The following is a 13,977-nucleotide window of genomic DNA, read 5'->3' as shown; positions in this document are numbered from 1 at the left end:
GGGAATTCGGCCTATCGCTCTTCGCGGGTATGCCAAATACGCAGAACATAAATCGTTGCCGGCTGCACCTGGTAACGTATCTCATAGCGGCCGACCAGAATACGCCTCACCTCCTGCGGTAAAAACTCGTCCAACCTTTCACCCAAGCGAGGATTATCGAGCAACGCTTTAGGCGCGGCGACCAAAGCCTTCACCGAATTCGCTGCCGCAGTACGGTTAGCCAAAGCAAGAAACTCAAACAAACGCGCCAAATCCGATAGCGCCTTACTCGTCCATTTTACCTCCATCAGCGCGGTACCGGCAGCGGATCGTCACTGTCCAGGCTGGCAGCCCAGGCTTCTACCGACTCATGATCGATAACGTTTTGCTGTTCGACATCGGCCAGCGCCGCCAGCGTTAATCGACGGCGCTCTTCCTCTTGCTCAAGCCAGGCGGCGAGGGCTTGCTTCACTATCCATCCCCGTGAGCGGTCAAGTTTGGCGGCCATTTCATCCACTTTTTCAGCCAAAGGCAGCGGCACATGAGCGGTGATGACTTTCGTATTCATCGTCTTGCTCCTCAATACAATCGACATCAATCAAAGTGATTAAAGCTGATTATACCGCCATAAGAGAACAAAAAACACGCAATCAGTTGCCGAACAACCCGCCGTCGCGCAGCGGATGCTCGTTGCCCTTGCGGCGGGTAAAACCGCTGCGATCGAAGAACTCCAGCACCTGGATCGCCAGCTTGCGCCCGACGCCGAGCCGATCGCGGAAGTCGGCGGCGTTGGCGCCGCCCCGCTCCGCATCCAGCTCGCGGATCAGCGCCGCGAACTGATCGATGCGTCGGCTGAGGTAGTAGCGATCCACCACCACCGCCGTCACATGGCCCAGCTGAGCCGCCTTGCGCAGCAGCGCCCGCACCCGGCTCTCTTCCTCGCCCAACTCGCTCGCCAGATCGCGCACCCACCACGGCTCGTCGCCGAACAGCGGTTCGATGCGCGCCCACAGCGGCGCCTCTTCGGCGCTGAATGCCAGACCGTGTTCCGGCAGATGCAGCCAGCCGCGCGTATTGCGCAGCGCACCGGCCTTCAACAGCCGATCGATCATCATAAACACCAACGCTTCCGGCTGCTGAGGCAGCGCCATGCGCCGCAGGCGGGCGCGCCCTAACCCCAGCTGGTCGGCGTGCTGTTGGTGGTACTCCGCCAGCACCTGCAGCAGCCGGCTCTCCGCCTGTTGCACCTGATCCTGCGCGAGCGCCCGGTCACCGACGATCAGCAGATCGCGGTCCGCCAGCAGTGCCGCCAGGCCGTCGTCGGTCAACTGACGCGCCCAGGCGAACGCCGCCAGCGACAGCGCGCCCTGCGGCAACTCAAGCGCCAGCGCCTGCGCATCGTCTTGCGCCTGTGCCAGAGCCTGCAGCCATGCCAGGTAGTCCGGCTGGCGCTTGCCGCGCTTGGGGGCGCTCAGCCTGAGCACCCGGGCCGCACCCAGCGTTTGCCGTGCGCCGATGTCGCGCAGCACCAGCCGATCGTTTTCCGCCAGCCACAGCGGGCGATCGAGGATCAGTTCCGCCAGCCCGTCGTTCAGCAGCGAAATGCGCCCGGTGATGTGGCTGGCGGCATGGTGCAGATGCAGCGGCTGCCAATGGCGGATCGGCCGATCCGCTTCCAGCGCCACCAGAATGCGTTCCGCCGTCTCCGGTGGACGCTGCGCCAGCAGCCAGTCGCCGCGCGCGATCCGGTCTCTATCGACATCGCCGCTGATGTTCAACGCGATGCGTTGCCCGGCCTGCGCCTGTTCTACGGTCTGATTTTGGGCGTGCAGGCCACGCACCCGCACTGGCGCGTCGGCGCCGGTCAGCCACAGCGTATCCCCCACCTGCACCCGACCGCCGAGCGCGGTGCCAGTCACCACCAGCCCCGCCCCTTTGACGCTGAACGCACGGTCTACCGCCAGACGAAAACGGCGCGTCAGCGCGTGCTCGCCGGAGGGCAGCGCCAGCAAATGCGCGCGCAGCGCCTCGATGCCCTCTCCCGCCGCCGCCGCGGTAACAAACAACGGTGCATCGGGCCAGCCCTGGCGCGCCAGTTCGTCGCGCACCTGGCGGCGTACCTCATCGACACGCGCCGCGTCCACCCGGTCGGCCTTGGTCAACGCCACCGTCAGCGCCGGGCGCCCGCTCAGGCGCAGGATCGCCAAATGCTCGCGGGTTTGCGCCATCACGCCGTCGTCGCAGGCCACCACCAGCAATGCATGGTCGATACCGCCGACGCCCGCCAGCATATTGGCGAGGAATTTCTCGTGGCCGGGCACGTCGATAAAGCCCAGCACCCGGCCGTCCGGCTGCGGCCAGTAGGCGTACCCCAGATCGATGGTCATGCCGCGGCGCTTTTCTTCCGGCAGGCGATCCGCGTTGATCCCCGAGATCGCCTGCAGCAGGGTGGTTTTGCCATGATCGACATGGCCGGCGGTGGCGATGATCATGAGGCGCTCAGCGCTTCGATCAGCGCCCCTTCCTGTTCCAGACAGCGCAGATCCAGCCACAGCCGGCCGTCGCCGAGGCGGCCGATCACCGGCTGCGGCAGGCGGCGCCAGCGTTCAGCCAACGCCTCCAGCGTGGCGCCGCGGCCGTCGCGCGGCGTGAAGGTCAGCGCATAGCTGGGCAGGCGATCCACCGGCAGTGAACCGCTGCCAATCTGCGACCAGCACGGTTCGGCACGCAGCTCGAAATCGGCGGTGAACCGTGGCGTCAGCGCCGCCAGCAGCCGCTCGGCCGCCTGTTGCATCTCCTGCTGCGGGCGGGTCAGCAGCCGCAGCGTCGGCAGCTGCTCAGCCAGTTTTTCCGGCTGCAGATAGAGCCGCAGCGTGGCCTCCAGGGCCGCCAGCGTCAGCTTGCCGACGCGCAGCGCGCGTTTGAGCGGATGCTGCTGCAGGCGAGCGATCAGCGCCTTTTTGCCGACGATGATGCCGGCCTGCGGGCCGCCCAGCAGCTTATCGCCGGAGAACGTCACCAGATCGACGCCGGCGGCCAGCAGCCGCTGCGGCATCGGTTCGGCGGGCAGGCCGTACTGCGCCATGTCGATCAGCGAGCCGCTGCCCAGATCGGTGGCGGTCGGCACGCCCTGTTCGGCCCCGAGCAGCGCCAGTTCGGCCTCGTCGACCGCCGCGGTAAAGCCCTGAATGCTGTAGTTGCTGGTGTGCACCTTCATCAACAGGCCGGTCTGCTCGTTGATGGCCTGGCGGTAATCTTTCAGATGGGTGCGGTTGGTGGTGCCGACCTCCACCAGTTGGCAGCCCGCCTGGCGCATCACGTCGGGTATGCGGAACGCGCCGCCGATCTCCACCAGCTCGCCGCGCGACACCACCACCTCTTTGCCGGGAGCGATCGCCGCCAGCATCAGCAGCACCGCCGCCGCGTTGTTATTGACGATGCAGGCGTCCTCCGCGCCGGTCAGCCGGCACAGCAGATCCGCCACCGCCCGATCGCGATGGCCGCGCCCGGCGCCGTCCAGATCGTACTCCAGCGTCACCGCCTCCCCCATCACCGCGCTTACCGCGTCCTTCACCGGCTGCGCCAGCAGGGCGCGCCCGAGGTTGGTGTGCAGCACGGTGCCGCTGAGGTTGAACACCGGCAGCAAAGCCGGGCGTTGCTGCCGGGCCAGCTCCGCCCGCAGCGCCTGCGGCCAGTCGTCGCACCAGGCGGGTAAACGTTGCTGTTGCCTGATCGCGGCGCGCGCCTCGGCCTGCAGCCGGCGCAGCAGTTCGCCGATCAGCGTCTGGCCATGCTGCGCCACCAGCGGTTCAATCGCGGGTTCTCGCAGCAGGCGGTCGATGGCGGGCAGTTGGCTGTAAAGAAGGTGGGATTCAGTGCTCATGGTCGCTCGGTTTTCAGTTTAGACGTATCGGCATAGCAAAACCCCGCCGCGGCGGGGGATAAAAAAGCTCAGGGAGGCGAGGTGCGGGCGAAGCTTTCGCGGGCGAACAGGCGTTCGGCCAGCTTGACCAGCGCCGGGCGCTCGACGCACCAGTTGGGCAGGATGCGGCGGAAATTGAGGTAGCCCAGCGCGCAGCCGGTGGCGATATCCGCCAGCGTCAGCCGCTCGGCATTGAGCCACGTTTTTTCCCGCGCCAGCGCCTCCAGCGCATCCAACCCCTGCGTCAGTTTGTCACGCTGACGCAGCATCCAGTTTTCGTCCTGTTTTTCCGGCGCGCGCCGGCTTTCGCGAAACAGGGTCGCCGCCGCTTCGGTCACGCCGTCCGCCAGCGCCGCCACCTGGCGGACGCGCAACGCGGCGGCGCGATCGGCCGGCAAGAACGCCGGTTCCACCGCCAGCAGCTCAAGGTATTCGGCCACCACCGGCGAGTCGTAAAACACCTCGCCGTCATCGGCGATCAGCACCGGCACCTTGGCGAGCGGGTTCAGCTCCTTCACCCGGCTGCCGGGCTCATACGGCGGATCGTTGACGAATTCGAACGCGATCCCCTTCTCCAACAGCATCACGGAAATCTTGCGCACAAAGGGACTGGTGTAACTGCCGATAAGCTTCATCCGTTCTCCTCCGCTTCGTCCTGGCCGCGGCGCGGCGCCCTTACTTCACCGCCAGGGTATCGATAATCCTCTGCACCAGCGCCTGGTGCACTTCCGGCGTTTTGGCCGGCGACAGCATTTGCAGCGTCACCACCCGCTTGTTGAACACCGTCAGCACCAGCGTGGACACCACCTTCTGCCCGTTGACGGTCTGCTCGGTATCCACCCGGCGAAACTTCTGTTTGCCGACGGTGAAGTTCTCTTCTTTGGTGGTCTGGATATTCTGATAGCGCTCGGCCAGCACCGTGATGGCGCTCTGCGCCAGCTCTTTCAGCATTTTGTCGCTGGTGTTGAGCTTCATGTCGTCCGGCGGGATCACCTCGGACGAAACCGCGCTCTGGCGCGACTTGCCGTCAAGGAAGCGCTGAATGGTGGAGGTGCTGTCGTTGATGATGCCGCTGTTCAGCGTCTGATCGCTAAAGCCCGGCGGCAGCTCGAAGGTGATTTTGCCCTTCTGCAGCGACACGTTCAGCCCCGGTGGCGCGGACGGGGTTTCTGCCGGCGCAGGCGGCGGCGGTGGCGCGGGCTGCGTCACGGTCGGCTTGGTGTCCGGTGGCGGCACCGCCGGTTTGGTGTCGTCTTTGTTGTCGCAGGCCGCCAGTCCCATCGCCAGCACGGCGACCGCGGTCAATTTTGCCAGGGGGTTTAACATCGTGGTTCCTTTCGCTTGGCGCGTTATGGCCTAAACGTAGCAACTCGCCCGGGCGAATGCCAGAAGCCCGTTCTGAAATTGCTGGTCCGGCCCCGCGCGAACGGGGCCGGGCGGTTACTCCGCCGGGAACAGGAACGGATTGATGCTGCTGCGGCCGAAGCCTTCTTCTTCCATGCGGGCGTCCAGCACCAGCGAAGCCAGATCGTCGGCCACCGCTTCGACCTGCGGGTCTTTTTCCTGATAGAGGATCTTCAGGTAAGTGCCGCAGTCGCCGCAGCTCTCCGCCTTCACCGCCGCCTGCTCGCTGTCCAGCGACCAGTAGTTGAGATCGCGGGTCTGCTCGCAGTTGCTGCACTTCACCCGCACCACGTGCCATTCGCTTTCGCACAGGTTGCAGTGCAGGTAGCGCAGGCCGTTGACGGTGCCAATGTGCACCATGCTGGAGACCGGGATGCTGCCGCACACCGGGCAGAACTGGCGCTGCTCGCCGTATTCGGCGCGCGCCTTGCCGGGGATCAGGCTGGCCATCTGCGCCCAATAGAGCGACAGCGCGGCCCAGAGGAACGGCGCCTTCTCGCTGCCCACCTTGCCGAACTCGCGGTTGAGCAAGGCGTCGGCCATCAACTCCAGCTCGTGCGCCGAGGCTTTCTCCAGGTTGTCCAGCACCGCCAGGATATGCTCCTGCGCCTGCGGGCGCAGCTCGGCGATCAGCGACGTCAGCAGCTTGCGCCAGTGCTCGCTACGCGGGAACACGCTCAGATCGAGCGGCGGTTTGCCGCTGGCGGCGCCCTGCGCCAGCGCTTCGCTCAGATCGAGCTCCAGCGGGTTATCGTGCAGCGCATGCTGCTGCGCCTGCGCCAGCTCAGCGGCGAAGTTCAGGTAGTCGCCCAGCGGATTGTCGACCGCCAGCTGACGCAGACGATCGGCGCGGCGGCTGTACAGGCTTTTCAGGTTGGCGAAAAGTAACGGCGGGATATTCTCCGCCGTTGTGGACTTCTCACGCTGTGCCCCTAACTGCTCTTTAGGAACGATGCGGATACTCATCAGGGTTTATCTTCCTGTCGTTTCTCGCGGACCTCACGGTACCAGCGCGGATGATGTTTCTTGGCCCAGGCCGCCGGCACCCAGCCTTCCACCATCGCGGTAATGGTGCCTTTTACCCACAATGCGGCGTAAATGTGCACCATAATCACGATAATCAGGCCGACCGCGGCCAGCGAATGCACCAGCAGCGCGATGCGGATCAGCGGGATGGAGAACGACGGCGCAAAATACGGCCGCCAGATCACCACGCCGCTGGCCAGCAGCAGCACCAGGCTGATAATCGCCGCCCAGAACACGCACTTCTGGCCGAAATTATAGCGCCCGGTGTCACCCACTTCCTCGTTCATGGCGATTTTGTGGATGTTCTTGGCCCAGACGATATCTTCCCGGTTGATCAGGTTATGCTTCCAGTAGCGCAGGAACATCAGCAGGAACGCGGCAAACATGATCACCCCGACAAACGGGTGCAGAATGCGCGCCAGCTGCGGCGTCCCGAAGATGTTCATCAGCCAGTTGAAGGAGGGGAAGAAGAACCCCAGCCCGCTGATGGCGGCGAACACGAAGCAGAACGCCACGATCCAGTGGTTGATGCGCTCCGGTGCGCTGTAACGCTGAATGGGCTTTTCCTTTCTCATTTGCGCGTCTCCTCGTCATGCGACTCGTCGTGCTCGTCCTCATCGTCGACGCGGTTAGGCCCGACGCCGACATAGTGGAACACGCTGGCCGCGAAGGTGGCGGCAAAGCCGATGGCCGCCAGGGGTTTCCACACGCCCTTCCAGAAGGTCACCGCCGGGCTGATGCTCGGGTTGTCCGGCAAACCGTGGTACAGCTGCGGTTTGTCGGCGTGGTGCAGCACGTACATCACGTGCGTGCCGCCCACCCCCGCCGGATCGTACAGACCGGCGTTCTGGTAGCCGCGGGTGTTCAGCTCGCTGACGCGATCTGCCGCCACCTGCTTCATCGCTTCCTTGGTGCCGAAGTGAATGGCGCCGGTCGGGCAGGTTTTCACGCAGGCCGGTTCCTGGCCGACGTCCACGCGGTCGACGCACAGGGTACACTTGTACACCCGGTTGTCGTCCTTGTTCATGCGCGGTACGTCGAACGGGCAGCCGGCGATGCAGTAGCCGCAGCCGATGCAGTGCTCGGACTGGAAGTCGACGATGCCGTTGGCGTACTGAATGATCGCGCCTTCCGACGGGCAGGCCTTCAGACAGCCCGGATCGGCGCAGTGCATGCAGCCATCCTTGCGGATCAGCCATTCCAGCTTGCCGTTTTCCTCCACCTCGGAGAAGCGCATCACCGTCCACGACTTGGCGGTCAGATCGGCGGGGTTATCGTACACCCCGACGTTGTGCCCCACCTCGTCGCGGATGTCGTTCCATTCGGAACAGGCCACCTGACAGGCCTTGCAGCCGATACAGGTGGTGACATCGATCAGTTTGGCCACTTCTTCCTGGTGGTCACGGGCGCGCGGCGCCGGCGTGAAACCATTGGTGGCGGATTTACGAATGATGTCTTGAGATTGCATGGCCATAATTCGTCTCCGTTACACCTTTTCCACGTTGACCAGGAACGCCTTGAACTCCGGCGTTTGCGTATTGGCGTCGCCGACGAACGGCGTCAGCGTGTTGGCGATAAAGCCTTTCTTCGCCACCCCTTCGTAACCCCAGTGGATCGGGATACCGATGGTGTCGACTTCCTGGCCGTGCACCTGCAGCGTGCGAATACGCTTGGTCACCACCGCCTTGGCCTTGATGTAGCCGCGGTTGGAGCTGACCTTCACGGTGTCGCCCTGCTTGATGCCTTTCTTCTCCGCCAGCTTCTCACCGATCTCCACGAACTGCTCCGGCTGCGCGATGGCGTTCAGCCGCGCGTGCTTGGTCCAGTAGTGGAAGTGCTCGGTCAAACGATAGGTGGTGCCGACGTAAGGGAACTTGTCGGATTTGCCCATCGCCGCCAGATCGTCCTTGAACACGCGCGCCGCCGGGTTGGACACCACGTTTGGGTGCAGCGGGTTGGTGCCGAGCGGCGTTTCGAACGGCTCGTAGTGTTCAGGGAACGGCCCTTCCGCCATCTTGTCGGTGGCGAACAGGCGGCCCATGCCCTCCGGCTGCATGATGAACGGCCCGACGTCGCTGCCCGGCGCGGCGGTGCTGTAGTCCGGGATATCGGCCCCGACCCACTTGGCGCCGTCCCACTCCAGCAGCTGGCGTTTCGGATCCCACGGTTTACCCTGCGGGTCCGCCGAGGCGCGGTTGTACAGGATGCGGCGGTTGAGCGGCCATGCCCAGGCCCAGCCCAGCGTATTGCCGAGGCCGGACGGATCGGCGTTGTCGCGCCGCGCCATCTGGTTGCCGGCCGGCGTCCAGCTGCCGGCGAAGATCCAGCAACCGCTGGCGGTGGTGCCGTCGTCGCGCAGCTGCGCGAACGAGCTAAGCAGCTCGCCTTTTTTCACCAGCACTTTGCCGTCGGCATCCAGCAGATCCGCCAGCGCCTTACCGTTATTCTCCTGCGCCACCTCTTCCGGCGACGGGTTGTCCGGCGTCAGGTAGTCCCAGCGCATGTTCAGCACCTGTTCCGGCACCGCACCGCCGTCGCGCGCATACATCTCGCGCAGGCGGCTGAAGATGCCCGCCAGGATCTCGCCGTCGTTCAGCGCTTCGCCCGGGGCATCTGCGCCTTTCCAGTGCCACTGCAGCCAGCGGCCGGAGTTGACGATCGAGCCGTTTTCTTCGGCGAAGCAGGTAGACGGCAGGCGGAACACTTCGGTCTGGATCTGCGAAGGATCCACCTCGTTGAACTCGCCGTGGTTCTGCCAGAAGTTGGAGGTCTCGGTGTTCAACGGATCGATGGTCACCAGGAACTTCAGCTTGGACAGCGAAGCCACTACCTTGTTTTTATTTGGGAACGACGCCACCGGGTTAAAGCCCTGGCAGAAGTAGCCGTTGACCTTGCCCTGCGCCATCATTTCGAAGTACTGCAGCACGTCGTAGCCTTTGTCCCACTTCGGCAACCAGTCAAAGCCCCAGCTGTTGTCCTTCTGCGCCTTGTCGCCGTAGAAGGTCTTCATCATGCTGACGAAGAATTTCGGGTAGTTGCCCCAGTAGTTCACCTGGCCCGGCAGCAGCGCCTTCGGCGTGTTGGCCTTCAGGTAGGTCTCGAGATCGGTCTGTTTCTCCGACGGCAGCGTCATGTAACCCGGCAGGCTCTGCGACAGCAGGCCGAGATCGGTCAGCCCCTGGATGTTGGAGTGGCCGCGCAGCGCGTTGACGCCGCCGCCCGCCATGCCCATGTTGCCGAGCAGCAGCTGGATCATCGCCATGGTACGGATGTTCTGCGCGCCGACCGAGTGCTGAGTCCAGCCCAGGGCATACAGGAACGAAGCGGTTTTATCCGCGACGCAGGTTTCGGCGATGTATTCGCACACCTTGAGGAAATCGTCCTTCGGCGTGCCGCAGATGTTGGTCACCACGTCAGGCGTGTAGCGGCTCACGTGCTGTTTCAGCATGTTCCACACGCAGCGCGGATCCTGCAGCGTGACGTCGCGCTTGGCGAAGCCGTTCTCGTCGAACTGGTAGTTCCAGGTGGTTTTGTCGTACTTGCGGTTTTCCGCGTCGTAGCCGCTGAACAAGCCGTCTTCGAAGGCAAAGTCTTCCCGCACCAGCAGGCTGGCGTTGGTGTAGGCCTCGACGTATTCGCGGTTGAACTTGTTGTTGGTCATCAGATACAGCAACACGCCCGACAGGAAAGCGATGTCGGTCCCGGAGCGGATCGGCGTGTAAAAGTCCGCCACCGATGCGGTTCGGGTAAAGCGCGGATCGATCACGATCAGCTTGGCATTGTTGTGTATTTTGGCTTCCATCGCCCAGCGGAACCCCACCGGATGCGCTTCCGCCGCATTACCGCCCATGACGATAATCAAATTCGCGTTCTTGATATCAACCCAGTGGTTGGTCATCGCACCGCGACCAAATGTTGGAGCAAGACTTGCTACCGTTGGTCCGTGTCAGACACGCGCCTGGTTGTCTACGGCAAGCATGCCGAGAGCGCGACTAAATTTTTGCGACAGAAAACCGGTTTCGTTGCTGGCGGCCGAGGCGCACAGCATGCCGGTGGTCAGCCAACGGTTGACGGTAACGCCCTGGTCGTTGGTTTTGATGAAGTTGGCGTCGCGGTCTTCTTTCACCAGCTTGGCGATGCGGGTAAAGGCGTCGTCCCAGCTGATGCGTTGCCATTTGTCCGACCCTGGAGCCCGATATTCCGGGTACTTGAGGCGGCTTTCGCTGTGGATGAAGTCAACCAGGCCGGCGCCTTTCGGGCAAAGCGCGCCGCGGTTTACCGGATGATCCGGATCCCCTTCGATATGGAAAATGCTTTCTTTGGCGTTCTTGGCGCCATCACCAAGGCTGTACATCAACAGCCCACAGCCGACGGAACAATACGTACAGGTATTACGGGTCTCGCGGGCGCGCAGCAGTTTGTACTGCCGGGTTTCCGCCAACGCCACTTCGGGGGCAAAGCCCAGCGCGGCCACCGTCGTTCCTGCCATACCGCCAGCGCAGATCTTAAAGAACTGCCTTCTGCTGACCTGCATGGGGGTCTCCTTTCACTCTCGATTGTCACATTGTTCAAATGCGCCTGCCCCGCTAGCGCGGCAAACGCGAATGTCACTGTTGTTATGCTTGCTACGAACGCCGGCCATATTACCACAGCGTGCTTGTGGTTGTTACACACTCGTGCTCATTCAGTGAACGCATTGGCACATTTCGATACATTTCGGCGTTGGCGCTCCCTACAGTATAGAGAGTAACCCACGCGCCGGATCGACGGCTTGACGCGGCCCCCGCCGCCCTCTTCTATCAGTATGTTAGCGCAGCGATTTGTTCATTAACCACACAGTTCACAGGGCATTGATAATCATTTTCAATATCATTTAATTAACTATAATGATCCGACTGCTTACGCGGTGCTCGCCCTTTGCGCCGCCCATACACCACTGGAGATGATGATTATGAGTTATTCACTGCCATCCCTGCCGTACGCTTACGACGCACTGGAACCGCATTTCGACAAGCAGACGATGGAAATCCATCACACCAAACACCACCAGACCTACGTCAACAACGCCAACACCGTGCTGGAAGCCTACCCTGAGCTGGCCAAATACAGCGTTGAAGAGCTGATCCAGGATCTGGATAAAGTGCCTGCCGACAAACGCACCTTCATGCGCAATAACGCCGGCGGCCACGCCAACCACAGCTTCTTCTGGAAAAACCTGAAAACCGGCACCACGCTGGGCGGCGATCTGAAAGCGGCCATCGAGCGCGATTTCGGCAGCGTTGAGAAATTCCAGGAAGAGTTCGAGAAAGCCGCAGCCACCCGCTTCGGTTCCGGTTGGGCCTGGCTGGTGCTGAAAGACGGCAAACTGGCCGTGGTGTCTACCGCTAACCAGGACAGCCCGCTGATGGGCGAAGCCGTCGCCGGCGCTTCCGGTTTCCCAATCATCGGTCTGGACGTGTGGGAACACGCTTACTACCTGAAATATCAGAACAAACGCCCTGACTACATCAAGGCGTTCTGGAACGTGGTCAACTGGGATGAAGCCGCCGCACGCTTCGCCGCGAAGAAGTAATTCGCCCCCGTTGATGAAGATGCCCGCCACCGGCGGGTATTTTTTTGCCTGAAATCCGCTAAAGTTTGACCACTTCTTGCCGATGGTTTGTTCAATTGACGTTCGCCCGGAGAAGGAAAAACGCTATGGCGGCATTGCAAGCATTGGCAGGAAAGTTCACTCATCTCACCGTAGGTAAAAAGCTCGGTCTCGGCTTCGCGCTGTTGCTGCTGTTGGCGGTCGTCATCGCCGGCACCGGGGCGCAATATCTGCACATCATCGAATCCCGCGCCGATCGCATCGACTTCAGCAACCGGCTGAACGAGGAGATCAACCAGGCCAAATACAATCGCGCCATGTACGGCCAGACCTACCGGCCGGAGTACATTCAGAACAACCGCGCCAATATTGAGAACGCCGTCAAACTGATAGACCAGGGGCAGGCGCTGGACTGGGACGCCCAAAGCCGCAAGGATCTGCAGCGTCTGGTGACGCTGATCGGGGAATATCAACAGCAGCAAAAAGTCTTTGAGCAGGCGGTCACGGCGAAAGACGCGGTGCGCCAGAGCTGGAACATGTCGGAAGTGCAGGCCAGCCTGAGCCAGGTGGAACGCCAGCTGACCAACGGCGATCTGCAGCTGGCCTTCATCCAGCTGAACCAGAAGCTGACCCAGGTGCGCTACGGCGCGCGCGGCCTGCTGCTGAGCCTGAACAAGGAAACCGAAGCCCCGCTGATGGCGGCCATCGACGACGCGCGCGACGCGGCCAACGCCCTGAGCCGCAGGGTGAGCGACGCGCAGCGCCCGCAGCTGCAGCCGCTGCTAGCCGCCCTGGACGATTACAAAAACCGCATCGCGGCTTACCTGCCGGCCTATGAGCACGAGCAGCAGATCAGCCGGCAGCTCGGCGAACGCGCGCAAGCGATCGGCATGCTGGTCAACGCCTTTATGCAGGACGAGCTGGTGCAGACGCGCAACAACATCAATCTGGCGCAGCTGCAAATGGGCATCACCACCCTGATCGCCATCATCGCCGGGGTGCTTATCGCCTGGCGCATCACGCTGCAGATCACCCGTCCGCTGCACAGTACGCTGGCGATGGCGGAACGCATCGCCGGCGGTGACCTGCGCCAGGCGCAGACCAGCACCCGCCGCGACGAGCTGGGGCAGTTGCTGAACGCGGTGGCGGCCATGAGCCAAAACCTGCGCACCATGATTGAGAAGATCCAGATGGGGGTCAGCCAGGTTTCTACCGCCTCTGCGGAAATCGCCGCCGGCAACACCGATCTCTCTTCCCGCACCGAGCAGCAGGCGGCGGCGGTCGAGGAAACCGCCGCCAGCATGGAACAGCTGACCGCCACGGTGAAACAGAACGCCGACAACGCCCATCACGCCAATCAGCTGGCCACCGATGCCTCGCAGACCGCGCAGCAGGGCGGCAAGCTGGTGGAAAACGTGGTCAGCACCATGCGCGATATCTCCAGCAGTTCGCAGCGTATCGCCGAAATTACCACCCTGATCAACGGCATTGCCTTCCAGACCAACATCCTGGCGCTCAACGCCGCGGTAGAAGCGGCGCGCGCCGGCGAACAGGGTCGGGGCTTCTCGGTGGTTGCCAGCGAAGTGCGCAGCCTGGCGAGCCGCAGCGCCCAGGCGGCCAAGGAGATCGAAGGGCTGATCGCCGAATCGGTCAGCCGGGTGAAAACCGGCACCGAACTGGTGGAAAGCACCGGCAACACCATGGAACAGATCGTCCGCTCGGTCACCCACGTGCGCGACATCATGGCCGAGATCGCCGCCGCCTCCGATGAGCAGACGCGCGGCATCGCCCAGATTGGCCAGGCGATCGTCGAGATGGACCACACCACCCAGCAGAACGCCGCGCTGGTGGAAGAGTCCGCCGCCGCCGCCGATTCGCTGGAAGAACAGGCCGACATGCTGCTGCAGAGCGTCTCGGTGTTCCGTTTGGCGGAGCAGACCGAACCCGCCGCCGTGAAAGCCGCCGCGCCGAAAGCGCCGGCGGTAAAACCCGCGGCCGCCAACGCCGCAGCGGAAGAGAACTGGACCACCTTCTGATGCCCCGCCGCCCGCCCGAG

12 protein-coding genes are annotated in these 13,977 nt (G+C 63.0%); 2 read left to right on the top strand and 10 right to left on the bottom strand.

Annotation, left to right across the window (positions count from 1 at the left end):
* Nucleotides 1–11: 11 nt before the first annotated feature.
* The 10 genes from QOL81_RS19115 to fdnG all read right to left on the bottom strand — a co-directional run bounded on the left by QOL81_RS19115 (nucleotide 12) and on the right by fdnG (nucleotide 10,865).
* The gene (locus QOL81_RS19115; RefSeq protein WP_070914481.1) at nucleotides 12–287 is read right to left on the bottom strand and encodes a type II toxin-antitoxin system RelE/ParE family toxin; all 276 of its coding nucleotides are present in this window, start codon (nucleotides 285–287) and stop codon (nucleotides 12–14) included.
* A complete protein-coding gene (locus QOL81_RS19110) occupies nucleotides 287–547 on the bottom strand; it encodes a CopG family ribbon-helix-helix protein (protein ID WP_041037283.1) in 261 nt (86 codons plus the stop codon). Before QOL81_RS19110 ends, QOL81_RS19115 begins: the two co-directional genes overlap by 1 nt.
* 82 nt (nucleotides 548–629) lie before the next feature.
* On the bottom strand, nucleotides 630–2,471 hold the full coding sequence (selB, locus tag QOL81_RS19105) for a selenocysteine-specific translation elongation factor (RefSeq protein ID WP_187321890.1): 1,842 nt from the start codon (nucleotides 2,469–2,471) through the stop codon (nucleotides 630–632).
* Nucleotides 2,468–3,862 carry an L-seryl-tRNA(Sec) selenium transferase gene (gene selA, locus QOL81_RS19100; RefSeq protein ID WP_197757456.1) on the bottom strand — a complete coding sequence of 465 codons (1,395 nt, stop codon included), beginning with the start codon at nucleotides 3,860–3,862 and terminating at the stop codon, nucleotides 2,468–2,470. The genes selB and selA overlap by 4 nt, the downstream gene beginning before the upstream one ends.
* 68 nt (nucleotides 3,863–3,930) lie before the next feature.
* Complete coding sequence (locus QOL81_RS19095; RefSeq protein ID WP_038875954.1) at nucleotides 3,931–4,536, bottom strand: glutathione S-transferase; 606 nt, start codon at nucleotides 4,534–4,536, stop codon at nucleotides 3,931–3,933.
* A 40-nt stretch (nucleotides 4,537–4,576) separates the two neighbouring features.
* Entirely contained in the window at nucleotides 4,577–5,227 is a 651-nt protein-coding gene (locus QOL81_RS19090; protein WP_142109056.1) for a DcrB/PsbP domain-containing protein, read from the bottom strand.
* Nucleotides 5,228–5,341: 114 nt separating this feature from the next.
* The gene (fdhE, locus tag QOL81_RS19085) at nucleotides 5,342–6,271 is read right to left on the bottom strand and encodes a formate dehydrogenase accessory protein FdhE (protein WP_169317910.1); all 930 of its coding nucleotides are present in this window, start codon (nucleotides 6,269–6,271) and stop codon (nucleotides 5,342–5,344) included.
* Nucleotides 6,271–6,906, bottom strand: coding sequence for a formate dehydrogenase cytochrome b556 subunit (gene fdoI, locus QOL81_RS19080; protein ID WP_004934017.1), 636 nt, complete (start codon nucleotides 6,904–6,906; stop codon nucleotides 6,271–6,273). The genes fdhE and fdoI overlap by 1 nt, the downstream gene beginning before the upstream one ends.
* A complete protein-coding gene (gene fdxH / locus QOL81_RS19075) occupies nucleotides 6,903–7,805 on the bottom strand; it encodes a formate dehydrogenase subunit beta (RefSeq protein WP_033649532.1) in 903 nt (300 codons plus the stop codon). The genes fdoI and fdxH overlap by 4 nt, the downstream gene beginning before the upstream one ends.
* 12 nt (nucleotides 7,806–7,817) lie before the next feature.
* Nucleotides 7,818–10,865, bottom strand: coding sequence for a formate dehydrogenase-N subunit alpha (gene fdnG, locus QOL81_RS19070; protein WP_100396610.1), 3,048 nt, complete (start codon nucleotides 10,863–10,865; stop codon nucleotides 7,818–7,820).
* A gap of 417 nt (nucleotides 10,866–11,282) precedes the next feature.
* Between fdnG and sodA the strand changes: the two genes are divergently transcribed.
* Nucleotides 11,283–11,903, top strand: coding sequence for a superoxide dismutase [Mn] (gene sodA, locus QOL81_RS19065; protein ID WP_004934003.1), 621 nt, complete (start codon nucleotides 11,283–11,285; stop codon nucleotides 11,901–11,903).
* A gap of 125 nt (nucleotides 11,904–12,028) precedes the next feature.
* Nucleotides 12,029–13,957: a methyl-accepting chemotaxis protein gene (locus tag QOL81_RS19060; RefSeq protein WP_060424318.1), complete on the top strand. Its 1,929-nt coding sequence runs from the start codon at nucleotides 12,029–12,031 to the stop codon at nucleotides 13,955–13,957.
* Nucleotides 13,958–13,977 lie beyond the last annotated feature (20 nt).

This window comes from Serratia sp. CC22-02, assembly GCF_900182895.1.
Lineage (GTDB): Bacteria > Pseudomonadota > Gammaproteobacteria > Enterobacterales > Enterobacteriaceae > Serratia > Serratia nevei.
This window is presented reverse-complemented; position numbering and strand designations above follow the sequence as displayed.

Coding starts and splice junctions, on each gene's coding strand:
- QOL81_RS19115 (WP_070914481.1), bottom strand. CDS start 287: ATGGAGGTAAAATGGACGAGTAAGGCGCTATCGGATTTGGCGCGTTTG.
- QOL81_RS19110 (WP_041037283.1), bottom strand. CDS start 547: ATGAATACGAAAGTCATCACCGCTCATGTGCCGCTGCCTTTGGCTGAA.
- selB (WP_187321890.1), bottom strand. CDS start 2,471: ATGATCATCGCCACCGCCGGCCATGTCGATCATGGCAAAACCACCCTG.
- selA (WP_197757456.1), bottom strand. CDS start 3,862: ATGAGCACTGAATCCCACCTTCTTTACAGCCAACTGCCCGCCATCGAC.
- QOL81_RS19095 (WP_038875954.1), bottom strand. CDS start 4,536: ATGAAGCTTATCGGCAGTTACACCAGTCCCTTTGTGCGCAAGATTTCC.
- QOL81_RS19090 (WP_142109056.1), bottom strand. CDS start 5,227: ATGTTAAACCCCCTGGCAAAATTGACCGCGGTCGCCGTGCTGGCGATG.
- fdhE (WP_169317910.1), bottom strand. CDS start 6,271: ATGAGTATCCGCATCGTTCCTAAAGAGCAGTTAGGGGCACAGCGTGAG.
- fdoI (WP_004934017.1), bottom strand. CDS start 6,906: ATGAGAAAGGAAAAGCCCATTCAGCGTTACAGCGCACCGGAGCGCATC.
- fdxH (WP_033649532.1), bottom strand. CDS start 7,805: ATGGCCATGCAATCTCAAGACATCATTCGTAAATCCGCCACCAATGGT.
- sodA (WP_004934003.1), top strand. CDS start 11,283: ATGAGTTATTCACTGCCATCCCTGCCGTACGCTTACGACGCACTGGAA.
- QOL81_RS19060 (WP_060424318.1), top strand. CDS start 12,029: ATGGCGGCATTGCAAGCATTGGCAGGAAAGTTCACTCATCTCACCGTA.